This window comes from Pseudophaeobacter sp. 1A16562, from assembly GCF_041008785.1.
GTDB lineage: Bacteria > Pseudomonadota > Alphaproteobacteria > Rhodobacterales > Rhodobacteraceae > Phycobacter > Phycobacter gallaeciensis_A.
Genome location: NZ_JAXGFT010000006.1, coordinates 176,548 through 194,197 on the forward strand (window position 1 = coordinate 176,548; position 17,650 = coordinate 194,197).

The 17,650-nt window shown below is 61.5% G+C and carries 18 protein-coding genes; 3 read left to right on the forward strand and 15 right to left on the reverse strand.

Annotation, left to right across the window (positions count from 1 at the left end):
* Window positions 1–158: 158 nt before the first annotated feature.
* The 5 genes from SM764_RS10605 to dctP form a co-directional block, all read right to left on the reverse strand.
* Window positions 159–1,676, reverse strand: coding sequence for a malonate--CoA ligase (locus SM764_RS10605; RefSeq protein ID WP_369001761.1), 1,518 nt, complete (start codon window positions 1,674–1,676; stop codon window positions 159–161).
* 3 nt (window positions 1,677–1,679) lie between these two features.
* Entirely contained in the window at window positions 1,680–2,936 is a 1,257-nt protein-coding gene (locus SM764_RS10610) for a malonyl-CoA decarboxylase (protein WP_369001762.1), read from the reverse strand.
* A complete protein-coding gene (locus SM764_RS10615; RefSeq protein WP_369001763.1) occupies window positions 2,933–4,249 on the reverse strand; it encodes a TRAP transporter large permease in 1,317 nt (438 codons plus the stop codon). The genes SM764_RS10610 and SM764_RS10615 overlap by 4 nt, the downstream gene beginning before the upstream one ends.
* Window positions 4,250–4,252: 3 nt before the next feature.
* Window positions 4,253–4,798 (reverse strand): TRAP transporter small permease, encoded by a 546-nt coding sequence (locus SM764_RS10620; RefSeq protein ID WP_065271587.1) that lies wholly within the window; start codon window positions 4,796–4,798, stop codon window positions 4,253–4,255.
* A gap of 70 nt (window positions 4,799–4,868) precedes the next feature.
* Window positions 4,869–5,855, reverse strand: coding sequence for a TRAP transporter substrate-binding protein DctP (dctP, locus tag SM764_RS10625; protein ID WP_369001764.1), 987 nt, complete (start codon window positions 5,853–5,855; stop codon window positions 4,869–4,871).
* A gap of 136 nt (window positions 5,856–5,991) precedes the next feature.
* Here dctP and SM764_RS10630 point away from each other — a divergent pair, with 136 nt between their 5' ends.
* Window positions 5,992–6,648 (forward strand): GntR family transcriptional regulator, encoded by a 657-nt coding sequence (locus tag SM764_RS10630; protein WP_369001765.1) that lies wholly within the window; start codon window positions 5,992–5,994, stop codon window positions 6,646–6,648.
* Between the two features lie 16 nt (window positions 6,649–6,664).
* Here SM764_RS10630 and speB read toward each other — a convergent pair whose 3' ends face one another.
* From speB to hmgA, 9 genes are all read right to left on the reverse strand, one after another.
* Window positions 6,665–7,621 carry an agmatinase gene (gene speB, locus SM764_RS10635; RefSeq protein ID WP_274830335.1) on the reverse strand — a complete coding sequence of 319 codons (957 nt, stop codon included), beginning with the start codon at window positions 7,619–7,621 and terminating at the stop codon, window positions 6,665–6,667.
* Window positions 7,622–7,673: 52 nt separating this feature from the next.
* Window positions 7,674–8,315 (reverse strand): maleylacetoacetate isomerase, encoded by a 642-nt coding sequence (maiA, locus tag SM764_RS10640; RefSeq protein WP_369001766.1) that lies wholly within the window; start codon window positions 8,313–8,315, stop codon window positions 7,674–7,676.
* 81 nt (window positions 8,316–8,396) lie between these two features.
* Complete coding sequence (locus tag SM764_RS10645) at window positions 8,397–8,939, reverse strand: VOC family protein (protein WP_274833316.1); 543 nt, start codon at window positions 8,937–8,939, stop codon at window positions 8,397–8,399.
* Window positions 8,936–9,148, reverse strand: a complete 213-nt coding sequence (locus tag SM764_RS10650) for a DUF2783 domain-containing protein (protein WP_065271581.1) — start codon at window positions 9,146–9,148, stop codon at window positions 8,936–8,938. Before SM764_RS10650 ends, SM764_RS10645 begins: the two co-directional genes overlap by 4 nt.
* Before the next feature lie 5 nt (window positions 9,149–9,153).
* Complete coding sequence (locus tag SM764_RS10655; protein ID WP_369001767.1) at window positions 9,154–10,767, reverse strand: FAD-dependent oxidoreductase; 1,614 nt, start codon at window positions 10,765–10,767, stop codon at window positions 9,154–9,156.
* 202 nt (window positions 10,768–10,969) lie between these two features.
* On the reverse strand, window positions 10,970–11,920 hold the full coding sequence (locus SM764_RS10660) for an MBL fold metallo-hydrolase (RefSeq protein WP_341641840.1): 951 nt from the start codon (window positions 11,918–11,920) through the stop codon (window positions 10,970–10,972).
* Window positions 11,921–11,924: 4 nt separating this feature from the next.
* Entirely contained in the window at window positions 11,925–12,281 is a 357-nt protein-coding gene (locus SM764_RS10665) for a VOC family protein (RefSeq protein WP_368948411.1), read from the reverse strand.
* Between the two features lie 3 nt (window positions 12,282–12,284).
* The gene (gene fahA / locus SM764_RS10670; RefSeq protein WP_369001768.1) at window positions 12,285–13,541 is read right to left on the reverse strand and encodes a fumarylacetoacetase; all 1,257 of its coding nucleotides are present in this window, start codon (window positions 13,539–13,541) and stop codon (window positions 12,285–12,287) included.
* 69 nt (window positions 13,542–13,610) lie between these two features.
* On the reverse strand, window positions 13,611–14,966 hold the full coding sequence (hmgA, locus tag SM764_RS10675; protein ID WP_369001769.1) for a homogentisate 1,2-dioxygenase: 1,356 nt from the start codon (window positions 14,964–14,966) through the stop codon (window positions 13,611–13,613).
* 71 nt (window positions 14,967–15,037) lie between these two features.
* Here hmgA and SM764_RS10680 point away from each other — a divergent pair, with 71 nt between their 5' ends.
* Window positions 15,038–15,478, forward strand: a complete 441-nt coding sequence (locus SM764_RS10680) for a MarR family winged helix-turn-helix transcriptional regulator (RefSeq protein WP_369001770.1) — start codon at window positions 15,038–15,040, stop codon at window positions 15,476–15,478.
* A gap of 89 nt (window positions 15,479–15,567) precedes the next feature.
* On the forward strand, window positions 15,568–16,794 hold the full coding sequence (locus SM764_RS10685) for an adenylate/guanylate cyclase domain-containing protein (protein ID WP_369001771.1): 1,227 nt from the start codon (window positions 15,568–15,570) through the stop codon (window positions 16,792–16,794).
* A 42-nt stretch (window positions 16,795–16,836) separates the two neighbouring features.
* Here SM764_RS10685 and SM764_RS10690 read toward each other — a convergent pair whose 3' ends face one another.
* Window positions 16,837–17,646, reverse strand: a complete 810-nt coding sequence (locus SM764_RS10690; protein WP_369001772.1) for a division plane positioning ATPase MipZ — start codon at window positions 17,644–17,646, stop codon at window positions 16,837–16,839.
* Between the last annotated feature and the right edge of the window lie 4 nt (window positions 17,647–17,650).

Genomic DNA, 17,650 nt, shown 5'->3' on the forward strand with positions numbered 1-17,650 from the left:
CGGGAGCCGTTATTTTCTGTTGAAAAGCGCCATCTGAGATCGTCAAAAAGGATAACACCCCGGCGCCGTTGGGGCGGCCGGGTTGCGTTGCAAAAGATCTGATTCTGCCCGACAACCCCGCAAGATTGGGGCGCATATCCGGGCCATCTTCCGTGGCGTCAGGAAGCCTTGAAGGCGTCCTGGTACTGCTCTCTCAGGATGTTTTTCTGCACCTTGCCCATGGTATTTCGGGGCAACTCATCCAGCACCACCAGTTTGCGCGGGTGTTTGAACCGGGCCAGAACGTCACGCACCGCGTCCATGATCGCATCCGTGTCGGGGGTTTCGCCCGGCGCCGGAACCAGAACGCCCAGCACGGTTTCGCCGAAATCCGGGTGCGGTACGCCGATCACCGCGCTTTCCAGCACGCCGGGCTGTTCATCCAGCACCAGTTCGATTTCCTTGGGGTAGATGTTGTATCCGCCCGAGATGATCAGGTCCTTGTTGCGGCCGACGATATGGACATAGCCATCCGCGTCCACCATCCCGAGATCCCCGGTGATGAAGAACCCATCGCTGCGCAATTCGGCTGCTGTCTTCTCTGGCATTTGCCAGTAGCCCTTGAAGACGTTGGGACCGCGCACCTCGATTTGGCCGACCTCGCCTGCGGGCAGGGTGTCGCCCGACGCCGGATCGGTGATCTTCAGCTCCACCCCCGGCAGTGGGAAGCCGACGGTGCCCGCGCGGCGCTCGCCCTCGTAAGGGTTGGAGGTGTTCATGTTGGTTTCAGTCATGCCATAGCGTTCAAGAATACGGTGGCCGGTGCGTTCTTCGAATTGCACGTGGGTCTCCGCCAGCAAGGGCGCGGAGCCGGACACGAACAGCCGCATATGCCGGGTCAGATCTCCGGTGAACCGCGCATCTCCCAGAAGCCGGGTATAGAAGGTCGGCACCCCCATCATCGTGGTCGCGCGCGGCAGGTTCTCGATCACCGCATCAAGGTCGAATTTCGGCAGGAAGATCATCGCACCGCCCGCCAGCAGCGTCACATTGCTGGCGACAAACAGCCCGTGGGTATGAAAGATCGGCAGCGCGTGCAGCAGCACATCATCCGGGGTGAACCGCCACTCGGCCGCCAGCGTTTCCGCGTTCGACAACAGGTTGTTCTGCGTCAGCATCGCCCCTTTGGAACGCCCCGTGGTGCCAGAGGTATAAAGGAAGGCCGCCAGATCCTCGCCTTCCCTGTCGACCGTGTCGTAGGAAGTCGGCATCGCCGCCGCCTGGTCCATCAGGGTGCCAGAGCCATCTGCGTTCAGTGTCTCCAGCGCCGCGCCGAGAGGTTTGGTGATGGGGGCGACGGTCGCTTCCTTCCCGGTATCGCAGACCACGACCGAGGCGCCGCTGTTTTCGATGAAATAGGACAGCTCATCCGCCGTATAAGCCGTGTTGAGCGGCAGGAACACCAGACCGGCCTGCGCACAGGCCGCATATAGGGCCAGCGCCTCCGGGGATTTTTCCACCTGAACGGCAACGCGGTCGCCGGGTTGCAGCCCTTTGCCGGTCAGGACATGGGCGATCTGCGCGGCCATCTCAAGAAATGCCTGATGGCTGACCACCTGCCCGTCGGGCAAATACAGAAACGGGGTGGATTTTCCGGCATGGGCACCAAACAGCCCGTCATAAAGAGGATTTGCCATGGGCTAACTTTCTTCTGTTTTTTGCAGCTTTGATGCGGCGGCGAGGGCGCGCACCTCTGCCGTTGCGGCCACCTTTTGGGTGGTGGCGAATTGTTCGTGGTTCTGGGCAACTTTCTTCAGGTCATACAGGTAGTTGACCATCGCGCCGCCGGACTGGGCACGCCCCTTGTCCGAGGTATCCGCATCGGCGTGCACCGCATGGACAATGGCGCCGTTGCCCAGATGAAACCGTGCGACGGGATCAAAGGGCAGGCCACCGCGACCCTTGGCGTTGAGCAGATAATGGGCCGCGTCCGATTTCATCCGGTCCGGGTCGGAGGGAGCCCAATCCAGACCCTCCTGCCCGATCCAGCCCGCAAGCCCCGGAATGGGGGAGAGGGTAACAAAGGTTTTAAGCCCTGCCAGTTCAGCTGCCAGATCAGCGGCCACCTGTTTGATCAGCGAATTGCCAAAGGAAATACTGGCCAGGCCCGACTGGCAGTTGGAGATCGAGTAGAAGACCGCCGTGTCGGCCTCATCTGCGGTCATGGGGGTGCGATCCTCGGCCAAAAGCGCCTGAATCGATCCCGGTGTGCCCTTGGTCAGCGCCACTTCGACAAAGATTAGCGGCTCATCCGGCATCGCGGGGTGGAAAAAGGCGAAACAGCGCCGGTCCGCCGGTTGCAGCCTGCGGCGCAGATCATCCCAGCTGTGAATGGCGTGCACGGCTTCATAGGCGATGATCTTTTCCAGGATATTTGCCGGGCTTTGCCAGTTGATCGGGCGCAGCACCAGAAAGCCCCGGTTGAACCAGGAGGCAAAGAGATGCCGGAAATCCTGATCCAGTGCTTCAAGTTCGGGAATGCCCCGCCCAAGGCGCAACAGATCCGCGCGCATCCGCACCAGCGCACCGGTGGCACCCGGCACCCGGTTCAGGCGGCGGATCAACTCCTGCCGCCTGGGTTCGACGGCCGCCATGAAGGCGCGGTAGGTCGCCTTTGACGGGCTTTGCTCATAGGCATCCAACCCGCTGCGCACCGCCTCGGGGTCGATGTTCAGCTTGGTGGCGATATGGGTGAAGAACGCCAGTTTGTCCGCGTCCTCCAGTTGCTCGAATCCCGAAATCACCTCGCGCGCCAGCATCAGCTCAGACGTCTCGCCTGCCGATCCAACCAGATCCTCGGCCAGTTCGGCGATGGGCCGGTTGTCATGTCCTGCCGCGCCCGACCAGCGGTAGCGGCGTTCAAAGACGGTGGAAAGAAGATCTGCGAGAAGGGTCACATTGCACCTCCCATCACAAGGTTGGGCAGCCAGGTCGCCAGACCCGGGAACAGACACAGAAGCACGATGGCCAGCACCATGCAGGCCACGAAGGGCAGCGAGCCGGTCAGGATGGTCTTCAGCGAAATATCCGGCGCAATGCCGTTGATGACATAAAGGTTCAGACCCACCGGCGGAGAGATCAGCCCGATCTCCATATTGATGGTCAGAACCACGGCAAACCAGATCGGATCGAAACCGGCGGTGGTGATGATCGGCAACAGGATCGGCGCCGCCATCAGGATCACCGCGACGGGCGGCAGGAAGAAACCCGCGATCAGCAGGAAGACGTTGACCGCCCCCATCAGCACCCAGCGGTTCACATCCAGCGTACCGATCCATTCGGCAATCGACTGGGTGATGAAGAGCGAGCTGAGCATGTAGGAAAACACACCGGCGGCCGCGATGATGAAGAGGATCATCACCGATTCCTTGGTGCTGTCGCGCAGCACCACCCACAGATCGCGCGGGTTCCACAGCTTGTAGATCACCATCGCGATCAGCAGGCACAGAAGTGCTCCGACGGCAGCGGTTTCCGAAGGCGTCGCGATACCGCCGTACATGGCGTAAAGAACCCCAAGGATGATCAGCAGGAACGGCACCACGCGAGGCAGGATCTCGAACCGTTCGGCCCAGGTATAGCTGCCCGAGCCAAGACGCTCGGTGTCGCCCGAGCGCCAGGTCGAATAGAGCGACCAGGCCATGAACAGACCCACCAGCATGAGACCGGGAATGACACCGGCCAGGAACAGCCGCCCGATAGAGGTTTCGGTGGCAATGCCATAGACGATCATGGTGACCGAGGGCGGGATCAGGATGCCAAGAGTGCCACCGGCGGCGATGGAGCCAGCCGCTACGCCTTCGGGGTAGCCGCGTTTGCGCATCTCGGGGATGCCCATCTTGCCGATGGCGGCGCAGGTTGCCGGCGAGGATCCCGACATGGCAGCAAACAGTGCGCAGGCGCCAAGGTTCGAAATCACTAGCCCGCCGGGCACACGGGTCAGCCAGCGTTCCAGCGCCTCATAAAGATCCGCTCCGGCCCGGGTCGAGGCGATGGAGGACCCCATGATGATGAACATCGGGATCGACAGCAGGGCGAAATTATCCAGTTTCCCGAACAGGATTTCCGGCATCAGCTCAAGGCTGCGCATCCCGTCGAAGATCATCAGGAAACCGGCCGAAACGATCAGCAGCCCCAGGGCGACCGAGACGCCGGAAAACAGCACGAGGATGGTGGAAAGGGCAACAATGCCCCCAAGAACAAGTGGGTCCATAGGTCAGAGATCCAGGCCAAAGGGTTTGTCGGCGCCGGTCAGAAGCGCCACGAAGTCAGCAATCAGTTGCAGCAGAAACAGCGCAAACCCGACGGGAATGGCCAGATAGGGGATCCACAGGCGCACGCCCCATACGGTGTCCGAGCGCCAGCCGCGATCCCAGGCGAAATGCCAGTACTCGAACCCGTACCACAGCATTATCGCCATGATGCTGATCGACAGGAGTGAGGTCAGAACCGCCAGTCCAAACCGCGCGCGCGGCGGCAACGAAATCGGGATCAGATCGACATTCACATGGCCGCGCAGCCGCTGCACATAGGGCAGGCCGATTAGGGTTGCCGAGATGACCAGATAGATCACCGCCTCGGTCTGCCAGACGGTGGATCCGTTCAGCACAAACCGGATCACGATCATCTGGCAGGTAATCGCAACCGCTGCCATGATCATGGCAGCCGCGCACCAGCCGGCAAGTGTAGACAGGCCCGCAACGGCCCGCAGGAACGGATTGTTCCCGGTTTTTGCGATCGTGGCCGCGCTTTGTCCTGCCATTCCCGCCTCCTGAAGTTCTGAGATATTCAAAAAAAGGCGGGGCAGCTTCAGGCCACCCCGCCGGGTGTTATCACTCGACTGCGAGCGCCAAATCGAGAAGCGCCTGACCGTCCGAAACCTCATCCACGAATTTCTTGTAGGAGGTTTCCATGGCCAGCTTGCGCCATGCGTCGAAGTCATCGGCGCTCATCTGGGCGATTTCCACACCGGCGTCGGCAAAGACCTTGGCCGAGGCGGCGTCCTGTTTCTTGGCTTCTTCCAGGTAGTAGGCTTCGGCCTTTTCGGCAGCGGCCAGCAGCGCGTTTTGCTGTGCTGCGCTCAGCCCCTCAAAGGTGCTCTTGTTCATCAACAGAGGCTGATACATGAACCACAGGGCTACGTCGCCCGCCGGGGTGTAGCAGCTGACCTGTTCGTAGATCCGGTAGGACACGAAGGACGATGACGAGGTATTAGCGGCCTGCAGAACGCCGGTTTGCATGGCGTTGTAGATTTCCGAAGATGCCATCGAGGCGATGGAGGCACCGGCGCCCGCCAACATCTGTTCGAAGGCTTTGCCGGCCGCGCGGGTCTGCAGTCCTTCGATGTCGGAGGGTTTGGTGATGCACTTGTCCTTGCCTGCGAAACCGCCGGCCAGATAGCCGTGCACCAGCACCATCACGTCGTCGTCGGCCATCTTGGCCTCAAGCGCTTCCATGAAGGGCGAGTTGCTGAGCCGCGCGGCGTGGTCGTGGTTCTTCACCAGGCCGGGCATCAGCGTCAGGTTATAGGCGGGCTGCTGGCCGCCAGCATAGCTGAGCGGTAGAACGGTCATGTCCAGCTGGCCGCGGCTGAGCGGTTTATACTGCTCGCGCGGTTTGAACAGCGATTTGGAGCCGAAGATCTTGATGTCCAGATCGACATCGGCGGCGGCCACCTCATCGGCGACGATCTGCGCGACCTTGTGACGGATGTCCTTGTTCGACCACTGGTGCGACAGGCGCAGTTCGGTGGCATTGGCCAGCGCGGCCGACGACAAGAGCGCCGCGGCAGCGACCGCAGCTTTCAGCATGGTTTTCATTTTTTCCTCCCAGAAATTCCAGCCTTTGATGGCTGGAGATGCCCGAACGTAAACATCAGGTGTTTTTCAAGTCAATATTTTTGTATACAAGAATAGTCATGTTGAATTTTCAAAACCGGAGTGCTACTGAAAATACATGGGGCAACGTCGTGCAGATAGTATCGCTGAAGAGCTGGAAGAGCTGATCTTTGACGGCACTTTTGCGGATGGCGACCGCTTGGACGAGGTGCGCCTGGCCGAACAGTTCGGCGTTTCACGCACGCCGCTTCGTGAGGCATTTCAGCGGCTTGCGCTCTCTGGTCTGGTACAGCTGATCCCGCGACGCGGCGCCTTTGTACGTCAGCCCGGCCCGGTCGAACTGATGGAAATGTTCGAAGTCATGGCCGAGCTGGAAGCGGTCTGCGGACGGCTGGCAGCCAAGCGGATTTCGGATCAGGCGCTGGATGAGCTGAACGATGCCAATGCCAAATGCCAGGCAGCGGTCGATGCACAGGATTCGGATGCCTATTACGTGGAGAACGAGCGTTTCCACCGCATCCTCTACCGCGAATCCGGCAATGGGTTTCTGGAGCAGGAAGCCTGCAAATTGCACAAACGCCTGAAGCCCTTTCGCCGCCAGCAGCTGCGGTTTCGCGGGCGTCTGGCGCAGTCCATGGATGAACACAAGGCCGTGGTGCAGGCGCTGGTCCGAGGCGACGGCGAAGCCGCTGCCGACGCCCTGCGCGATCACGTCGCGGTGCAGGGCGAGAAGTTCCACACTCTGATGGCCAGCCTCAAAAGCGCCGCAGAATAAAGCCGCCGCAGCAGGTTCAATCGCGGTGGTGCAGGATGCGCCCGATGGTGTTCATCAGCAGTTGCGCCGCCAAAATGGATGTGCAGCCGGTGGTATCGTAATCCGGCGCCACCTCCACCAGATCAAGCCCGACGATATCGCCCCGCTGCGCCAGCGCGTCGATGATCTCCAACACCTCGTAATAGAGAAACCCGCCGTGGCTGGGAGTGCCGGTGCCCGGTGCGATTGAGGGGTCGAAGGCGTCGATATCTACCGTCAGATAATACCGCTCACCTTGCGGGATCCGATTGATCAGTGCCTCGGTGCCCATTTTGCGTACATGGCGGACCGACTGGATGTCCGACCCCATTGAGCGGGCGGCATCATAGCCGTCCTTGGCGGTGGAGGAGACGTTGCGGATGCCTATCTGGGTCAGCCCGGTGACATAGGGTTTTTCAGCGGCGCGGCGCATCGGGTTGCCATGGCCATAGCGGACCCCGTGACGCTCATCGACGAAATCGAGATGCGCATCGATCTGCACCACGTGGATCGGCTCCTGATCGTCAAAGGCATTGATGCAGGGGATATTGACCGAATGATCGCCGCCCAGCACCACCGGCAGGGCACCGGCCTTCAGGATCTTACGCACGCCGTATTCGATATTGGCGTGGCTCTGCAGGGTATCGGTATGGATGATATCCGCATCGCCAATGTCTACGATGGTCACCTTGGCCGGGTCCAGATAGGTGACGTCATCCTCGAAATCATAGGCGCCCGCATGGCCAAAGCTGAACAGGGTCGAGGCCTCGCGGATGGCGCGCGGCCCCATGCGTGCGCCCGACCGCCACTGGGCACCGAAATCGAACGGCGCCCCCAGAACGGCCGCATCCGCATCGATGGCGTCCCAGTCCTCCACGTAAGGATATTTGCCAAAGGTGCAGATGCCGACGAAAGGCAGGTTCAGCCGCCCGCTGTCATATCCGTGTTTGCTCATTCTGCGCTCCCCATTGTTGTTGCCGACAGTAAGGGGAAGCGCTGCGCCGGGGTCAAGCGGTGGGTTGCACCGCGTCCGGGTGGGCGGCAGCAAAGGCTGGATGCTGGGCGCAGGCTTCCTCGACCGCCAGAAGGCGTGGCATGTCCGAGATATCCGCTTCCCAGCGGCGGGCATTGTAGACCTGCGGCATCAGGCAGATATCAGCCAAACCCGGCGCATCACCCGTGCAATAGGGGGCCTGTTCAAACCCCGCCAGCAGCGCCTCGAACGCCTGCAGACCGGGGCGGATGAAATGCTGCATCCAGGCCTTGGGCATATCCTCGCGCCCACCGCTCAGCTGGGTTGCATGGCGGGCAACGGCGAGGTTGCAGACCGGGTGCAGATCGACGGCGATGGATTGCGCCAGCGCCTGCGCCTGTGCCCGCTTGGCAGGCTCTTTCGGCAGCAGGTTCAACGCGCGGGTCTGGTCCAGGTAGTCGAGGATCGCCAAGGATTGCGTCAGTCGCAGCCCGTCGATCTCCAGCACCGGCACAAAGCCCTGCGGGTTGCGCGCCAGATGTTCGGGGCTGCGTTGCTCTCCCTTTACCAGATCGACGGGGATGGACTGGTATTCGATCCCGGCAAGGTTCAGCGCGATGCGCAGCCGGTAGCTGGCCGACGACCGCCAGTAATCAAAAAGCACCACATCCGTCATCAGTCTCTCCCTCTTGTGCCTGCCTGATATGAAACCGCACCCGGGATCCCCGGATGCGGTGGCTGTCAGGTCGTCCGTTGTTCAGACGTTACTCAGTTCCTTGGCGTGCAGCCAGTCTGCGTGTTTGGGGGCCTTCTTGGTCTTGGACCATTCCTCCAGCATCTCCCATTTCACCGCGTCCAGTTTTTCCAGCAGCGCCTCTTCCTTGGGATCTGGGCAGGCCAGTTCCACCCGGTGGCCGTTCGGGTCGAAGAAATAGATCGAGTGGAAGATCGAATGATCCGTCACACCCAGCACCTCGACGCCGTTCGCCTCAAGATGGTCCTTGAATTCGATCAGCGTGTCGCGGTCCTTCACCTTGAAGGCGATGTGCTGCACCCATTCCGGGGTGTTGGGGTCACGGCCCATTTCCGGCTTGGTCGGCAATTCGAAAAAGGCCAGGACATTGCCGTCGCCCGCATCCATGAAGACATGCATGTAAGGGTCGGGTTCATGTGTGGACGGGACGTGATCCTCGGCAATGGCCAGGACAAAGTCCATCTTCAGCATCTTGTTGTACCACTCCACCGTTTCCTTGGCGTCCTTGCACCGATAGGCGACGTGGTGGATTTTCTCGATTTTCACTTGCTCTCCTCCGAAGGCTGAAGCGCGGCGGCAGCCAGCGCCTGTTTCAGGATCGCGCGTTTCCCAATGTGGTTGGACAGGACCAGCACCAGCCGCGCATTGAGCGCGTCGCTGTCGGCCTTGGAAAGGCCTTCGTGTGCGGCCAGAAGATCGGCGTAGAAATCGTCTGCGCCGTCGATGTTCGGGGTCAGGATCAGTTGGTCGGACATCCGTGTTACTCCTTGCCCACGGCGCGGCGGATGGCGGCGCGGAACTGGTTGTCGTCATAGGAGGGGCGGCGGGCGGCCACGTGCTGATCCGGGCGGATCAGGTAAACGCCGCTGGCATTGTCGCCGAGGTAACGTTCCTTCAGGGCCTGGGTGCGGTCGTCCTTGACCGACAGCGCCAGCCGGGTGACTTCGATGCCGTCTTCCTCGATCATATCGGGGGCCTCGGCGTCGATGGTCAGCAGAGTGAACTTGTCCGCCAGTTTCGGGAGCAGGAACTCATCGCCAAGGGGCGCATCGGGGCAGGGCGATCCGGGGCGGGTGCGCTCTGGCCCATCTGGCAGGGCATCGGCGGAATTCAGGTGAGATCCGTCATAGGTGCAAGGCACCGACAGGCGGCCGGAGTTCACCAGCGGGCGGGCAAATTCGTGATGTTCGCTGAGGTCCAGAACCGCATCGCGCAGCACGCGGGACATTTCCGATTTCGGGGTAATGAAATCGGTGGAGCGGCTGGAGTTCAGGATATTCTCGTCGGCGCCATAGACCCGTTCCTGATCATAGCTGTCGAGCAGGCTTTCGGGGGCCTTGCCCTCCATCACCAGTTTCAGCTTCCAGCACAGGTTATCGGTGTCCTGCAGGCCCGAGTTGGCACCGCGCGCCCCAAAGGGAGAGACCTGATGGGCCGCATCGCCCGCAAACAACACGCGGCCATGGCGGAAGTTTTCCATGCGGCGGCACTGGAAGGTGTAGATCGACACCCATTCCAGTTCGAATTTCACATCCTCGCCCAGCATTTCCTTGAGGCGGGGAATGACGTTCTCGGGGCGTTTCTCGCGCTCCTTGTCGATGTCCCAGCCCAGCTGCAGGTCGATGCGCCAGACGCCATCAGGCTGTTTGTGCAACAGCGCCGACTGGCCTTTGTTGAAGGGCGGATCGAACCAGAACCAGCGTTCGGTGGGGAAGTCGGCCTCCATCACCACATCGGCGATAAGGAAGTTGTCCTCGAACACGCGGCCCACGAAATCGAGCCCCAGCATCTGCCGGGTCGGAGAGCCGGCGCCATCGCAGGCGATCAGCCAGTCTGCCTCGATATTGTAAGACCCTTCGGGCGTGTCGATTTCCAGCGTCACGTGATCGGGGTGGGTGCCGATAGCGGAGACCTTGTTGCGGCCGCGGATCTCGATCGGGGCGCCTTCGGCCTGCAATTCCTTGACCCGGTTCACCAGGTACTCTTCGAAGTAATACTGTTGCAGGTTGATGAAGGCCGGACGTTTGTGGCCTTCCTCCGGCAGCAGGTTGAATTCATAGACCTGACGATCATCGAAGAAGACCTTGCCGATGTTCCACTGCACGCCCTTGTCCACCATCGGCTGACCGCAGCCAAGGCGGTCAAGGATCTCCAGCGGGCGTTTGGCGAAACAGATCGCGCGGGAGCCGAAGCTGACCTTGTCGTTGTCATCCAGGATCACCGCCTCGATGCCCTGCTGGGCCAGGTCGATGGCTGCGGCAAGGCCGACCGGGCCTGCGCCAATGATCACCACCTTGCGCCGCACCGGCGCCGGGGCGTCCTGATCCGCATGGCGTTCATACGGGTACAGGGGCACTTCAAAGATCTTGTTCATCTGGTGTCCTCCCAAAGGGTGCCGCTTGGCACAGCTTCTCCGGTTCCCGGCCATGGGGTTGGCCGGGAGGCTGTTGTCATCGTCTCATGTCTTTGTGCGGGGCGGTACGATCTGGATCAAACCGCCCCACAGGTTGGATGGAACCCGGGGCTCCGCCCGTTCGCGGCCCAATCGCTCCACTGGAGCGATTGCGGAACGCCGCTCACCCCTGCAGGGCGTCCCACATTTCCAGATCGCGCTGGGCAGTCCAGATGCGGGGGGTGTCGATACCGCGGGCCTCGTCATAGGCGCGGGCAACGTTGAAGGGCAGGCAGTGTTCGTAGATCGCGTAGTCTTTGAACTTGGGATCGCACTCTTCGCGCACCGCGTCCCAGGCCTCTTTCAGGGTGCCGTTGCGGGCAGCCACGCGGGCGGCGGGGCGGTAGGTGCTTTCGACGAAATCACGGGTGTTCTCGATGGCGGCGTTGACCATCTCCTTGCCGACGAGCGCGTCGCCACGGCCCGGCGCGATGGCATCCACGTCAAAGGATTTGATGGCGTCCAGCGTGTCGCCCCAGTCGCTGAAGTGACCGTCGCCGCAATAGCAGGCCGAGTGGTATTCCACGATATCGCCAGTGAACATGACGTTCTGATCCGGCACGTGGATCACGATGTCGCCCGCGGTGTGGGCGCGGCCCAGGTGCATCAGGTCAACCCGGCGGTTGCCAAGATAGATGGTCATATCGTCGGAAAACGTGGTGGTGGGGTAGGTGAGGCCCGGAATGCTTTCGTGGCCTTCGAACAGGCGCGGGAAGCGCTGGAACTCGCTGTCCCAGTCCTCCTGGCCGCGTTCCACGACCATGGCGCGGGCGGTGTCGCCCATGATGATCTGCTGCGCGCCAAAGGCGGAGGCGCCCAGAACCCGCACCGCGTGGTAGTGGGTCAGCGCCACATGGGTGATCGGCTTGTCGGTGACCGAGCGCACGCATTCGATCACCTTGTTTGCCAGACGCGGGGTGGCCTGCGCCTCGACGATCATCACGCTATCATCGCCGATGATCACGCCCGAGTTCGGATCGCCCTCGGCGGTGAAGGCGTAAAGCCCTTCGCCCACCTCGGTGAAGCTGATCTTCTTTTCCGTCATGTCGCCTTGCGACGCGAATGCCTTTGCCATGTGTTCAGTCCTTTTGCAGAAACTCAAGCCGGTTGCCGAAGGGATCTTCGGCAAAGAACCGGCGGCGGTTCTTGATGGTGTCGTCCCAGCGCGGCGACTGGCCAGTGGCCGCGATCCGCGCTGCGATCGTGTCGATGTCGTCTACCGCAAAACCCGGATGGGCCTTGCGTGCGGGGGTGAAACCCTCTTCCACGCCCAGATGCAGCTCGGATCCGGCCAGTGACAGCCACAGGCCGCCGCGCGCTTTCAGCGCTTCGGGCTTTTCGATCTCGGCTAGACCAAGGCCTTCACACCAAAAGGCGCGGGCCTTGATCTCTCCATCCTTGGGGATGGCAATCTGGATATGGTCGAGGGATATCACGGATCAGCGCTTGTAAGGGTCGTCCAGCGCGGGCAGCACTTTGCCCACACAGTCACCAAAGCCGATCATGTAGCCGTCGCCCTTGGCCGCACCCTTCAGGGTCAGCGTGTCGCCATCAACGATGAAGGAACGCTCGTCGCCGGTCTCCAGCGTCAGAGGCTCCTTGCCGCCCCAGCTGAGTTCCAGAAGCGAGCCGCGGCTTTCCTTGGTCTCGCCCGAGATAGTGCCAGAACCCAAGAGATCACCGGCATTCATCGGGCAGCCCGAGGTGGTGTGATGCGCCAGCTGCTGCGCGGCGGAATAGTACATCTCTTTGTAGTTGGTGCGCGCGATGGTGGTGGCTGGTTTGCCTTCGGGCGCCATGGTGACCTCAAGGTCGATGTCATAAAGCATCGGCCCGCAGTCCTTGATGTGGTCCAGAAGCTCGACCTCGCGGGGGGGCGTGTCGCAGCGGAAGGGTTCAAGGGCTGCCTTTGTCACGATCCAGGGGCTGATGGTGGTAGCGGTCGCCTTGGCCTGGAAGGGGCCAAGCGGCTGGTATTCCCAGGCCTGGATATCACGCGCGGACCAGTCATTCAGCAGCACGTAGCCAAAGATATTGGCGTCGGCCTCGGCCACGGTGATCGGCCCTTCGGAGGGGGTGCCGACGATGGCGCCCATTTCCAGTTCGATATCAAAGCGCGCGCAGGGTGCCCAGCGGGGGGCGTCGTCATTCGGCCCTTTCAGCTGACCCCAGGGGCGGCGCACATCGGTGCCGGACACCACAACGGACGACGCGCGGCCATTGTAGCCGATCGGAATGTGCAGCCAGTTCGGCGGCAGGGCGTTTTCCGGGCCGCGGAACATGGTGCCGACGTTGACGGCGTGGTTCTTGCCTGCATAGAAATCGGTGTATTCGCTGACCATCATCGGCATGTGCAGCTCGGCGTCCTTCATCGGCACCAGGAGCGGCTCGACCTTGGCCTGTTCGGCAGCACCTTCGGAGAGAAGTGCCATCAGGCGCTCGCGCAGGGCGGCCCAGACGGCGGGGCCTTCCTCCATCAGGTCGTTCCAGAAGGGCACTTCGAAGAGGGCGTAGTCGGTCAGGTCGATGAGACCCGCCTCTTCGGCGGCCTGCATGTCGAGGATCATATCGCCAATGGCGACGCCGCAGCGGGGATCTTCCTCACCGACGGAGAAAACGCCATAGGGCAGGTTGTTCAGCGGAAAGGGCGTGTCGGCGGAATTGGCCGAGGCGACCCAGGATTTCAAAAGGGGCATGGTGTCTCCCAAGTGTTATGTGCGGGCGCCGGGATCACCCCGGCGCTGAAAACGGCTATGGCTACAGGCTTACTTCAGGCCCGGCGTGCCGTCGAATTTCTTTTCGATGTCGGCCCAGCAGTCGATGTAATCGTCCTGAAGCGGCGCTTCCTTGGCGGCGAATTCGGTCAGGTGCTGCGGGAAGCGGGTTTCGAACATGAAGGACATGGTGTTTTCCAGCTTCTCCGGCCCGAGGTTCGAGTTCGACGCGCCTTCGAATGCGTTCTTGTCCGGCCCATGCGGCAGCATCATGTTGTGCAAAGACATGCCGCCGGGGATGAAGCCCTGGGGTTTCGCGTCATACTGGCCATAGATATTGCCCATCAGCTCGGACATGATGTTCTTGTGATACCAGGGCGGGCGGAAGGTGTTTTCCGCCACCATCCAGCGTTCGCGGAACAGCACGAAGTCGATATTCGCGGTGCCCGGCTGGCCCGAAGGCGCGGTCAGCACGGTGAAGATCGAGGGATCGGGGTGATCGAACAGGACCGCGCCGACCGGGCAATAGGTGCGCAGATCGTACTTCACCGGCGCGTAATTGCCATGCCAGGCGACCACATCCAGCGGCGAATGGCCGATCTTGGTCTCGTGGAACTGGCCGCACCACTTGATGGTCACGGTCGAGGGCACTTCGCGATCCTCGAACGCCGCCACGGGCGCCTTGAAATCGCGCGGGTTGGCCATGCAGTTGGCGCCGATCGGGCCGCGGCCCGGCAGTTCGAACTTCTGACCGTAGTTTTCACAGACGAAACCACGGGCGGGGCCTTCCAGAACCTCGACCCGGTACAGAAGACCGCGCGGCAGGATGGCGATCTCTTTCGGTTCCAGATCGATGATGCCCAGCTCGGTGCAAAACCGCAGGCGGCCTTCCTGCGGGACGACCAAGAGTTCACTGTCGGCCGAGAAGAAATAGCTGTCCTTCATCGACTCGGTCACCAGATAGACATGGCTTGCCATGCCGACCTGGGTGTTCACATCCCCGGCGGTGGTCATGGTGCGCATACCCGTCAGCCAGGTCAGCGCCTCGCCGCTGTGGGCCACCGGATCCCAACGATACTGACCAAGCGAGGTCACATCGGGATCGACGCAGGGCGCGGATTTCCAATAGGGCAGGTCGATCTTTTCATACCGGTGCGAGTGCTTCACCGAAGGGCGGATGCGGTAGCACCAGGTGCGCTCGGGGCGTTCTGCGGTGAAGGCGGTGCCGCTCAGCTGTTCGCCGTAAAGACCGTAGTTGCATTTCTGCGGGCTGTTCATGCCCTCGGGCAGGGCACCGGGCAGGGCCTCGGTTTCATAGTCGTTGCCAAAGCCGGGCATATAGCCCTCGTGCGGGCCGGCAAGCGAAGGGGCCTGGACCATTTCATGTGGATGTGCAGGACGATTCATGGCGCGTTCCTCCTTTTCTGCTTGTGGGGGTAATAGTTGTTTTTGTAACTAACAAGGGCAAGGAGATGCAAATGACCCAAAAAGATGATTTCGTTTTGCAGGATTTTCTGCCCTTCCTGCTGAACCGCGCGGCCGAGGAAAGCTCGCTCGCCTTTCAGTCCTATTACAAGAATCGCTATGGAATGCTGCGCAACGAATGGCGGGTGCTGTTCCACCTGGGCACTTATGGCACGATGACGGCCAAGGACATCGGCCAGCGGGCGAAGATCCACAAGACCAAGATCAGCCGGGCGGTGGCAAAGCTAACCGAGCGCCGTTTCATCACCCGCAACAGGGATACGGCGGACCGGCGGTCGGAGCACCTGAAGCTGACCCCGGCGGGGGAGGCGGCCTATCGCGACCTGCGCGGGCAGGCGGCAAGCTATGACAAGCAGTTGGCGGCCCGGTTCAGCCCAGAAGAGGAACAAACCCTGCGGCGCATGTTGCGTCAACTGGCTGGAATCGAGGAATAGACATTCGGGCTTCGGCATCCCAGATACTGCCGGACACAGAGAGTGCCGGATACTGGCAAAACACCCGCGCAAACCGAGGACCCTTTCCCGTGGATCAGACAGACAGCCGAACCCCCGCCTTGATCTCCTGGCTGACCGAGCAAGGACTGCGTAGCCATGAGCGCGAAGGTTTCCTGCAGGCGTTTTGCGAGCAGATGGTCGCCCTCGGCATGCCCCTGTGGCGGTTTCATCTGGCGCAAAGAGCCTTTCACCCGCAGTTCGGCGGGATCGGGTTCAGCTGGACCCGCACTGGTGGGATGTCTCAGGAACGCTACGAGCACCGGCAGGCCCCGCGCGATGCCTGGCTGCAAAGCCCGCTGTTCCATCTTCTGGCTGAGGATCTGGAGGAATTCCGCTCGGATCTGAATGATAAGCATGTCGTCCGTTTTCCGATGCTGGGGGATCTGCGGGCGCAGGGCGTGACCGACTATTTCGCCTTTGGCCTGCGTTTTTCCGACGAAAAGGTCCCGCTGGATCCCAGTAGGCCCTCCGAAGGGGTGTTGATTTCCCTGAGCAGCGATCACCCGGACGGTTTCAGCGAACGCGATCTGTCCTTGCTGCGCAGTATCGCGCCGCATCTGGGTCTGGCGCTGAAGTCGATGTCAAACCAGCAGATGGCCAAGGATCTGCTACAGGTCTATCTGGGGCGGGATGCCGGGCGGCGAGTGCTGTCTGGCGAAATCCAGCGCGGGTCGTCGGACCGGATCAACGCGGTCATCTGCCTGTTCGATCTCAAAGGCTTTACCAGCCTCGCCGAGCAGGTGCCGGGCCCCGAGGTGATCGACATGCTGAACGATTATTTCGGCATTGCCGTGACCGTGATCCAGTCCCACGGGGGCAATATCCTGAAGTTCATGGGCGATGGGATGCTAACGATGTTTAACCTCGGTTCGCTCAGCAAGGACGCCAAGGCGGCGCTGGATGCGGCGAGTGAGCTGCGTCAGAAGATCCGCCTGCGCAATATCGAGCGGGCCGAGGCAGGGCTGCCTGCGCCGGGGTTCACCCTGGCGCTGCACGCCGGGGACATTCTTTATGGCAATATCGGTTCGGAAAACCGGCTGGATTTCACTGTGATCGGGCCGATCGTCAATCAGACGGCGCGGATCTCCGGCTTGCACCACTCGGTCGGGCAAAGCGTGATCCTGTCCCAGGAGGTACAGCGCGCCGGGGCAGAGGCGGGGCACGATCTGGTGTCTCTCGGCCGCTATATGCTGCGCAGCGTGGCCGAGCCGATCGAGTTGTTCACCATCTACGAGACGCCGGATCAGCCTCGGTAAGGACTGATCCGGCGCCAAAGAGGGGAGCGAGCCGGGCAGGACTCAGATATTGATCTCGACGCCCGGCAGGTTCAGCTCTTTCATCATGTCCCGCAGCTCTTGCCGGGCAGCGATGTTGGAGATGTTCAGCTGTTTGACGCCCACGTCCTTGAGATCAAGCAGAGTCAGGCCGCGCGGGAAGAGTTCGCGGAAAATCACGCGCTCGGAAAAGCCCGGCGCAACGCGGAAGCCGATCCGTTTGGACAGCATGTTGATGGCGCGCTCCATCTTTTCCTTGTTGACCATGCGCTGGGTGCCGACGCGGTTGCGGATGACGATCCAGTCGATGGGTTTCAGCCCGGCCTGCGCCCGCAACTGGCGCGCATTCCAGACCATTTCCGAATAGACCGACGGGCCGGTGATCTTGTCGCCCTTGTCATCGGTATGGGCCAGCAGGTCGAAATCGACGAAACTGTCGTTCAGCGGCGTGATCAGCGTATCGGCCAGCGAATGCGCCACCTGGCTCAGCCGGGTGTGCGAGCCGGGACAGTCGATCAGGATGAAATCATTGTCCGGCTCCAGGCTGGAGACGGCCGCCGACAGACGGTGATCATAGATGTTTTCACCCGGTTGCAGGCTGTTGGGGTCAATGTCCGGCAATTCGTGCAGATCGACAATCGGCAGTTCCAGCCCGGCCTGGGTCATGAAGGCCTTGCGGTTCTCCAGATACCGGCCAAGCGAGCGTTGCCGCAGATCAAGATCCAGCGCTGCCACCTTGTGCCCCAGCCGTGCCAGAGCGGTTGCCACATGCATGGAGACGGTGGATTTCCCCGCACCGCCCTTTTCGTTGCCGACGACAATGATATGCGCCATTCAA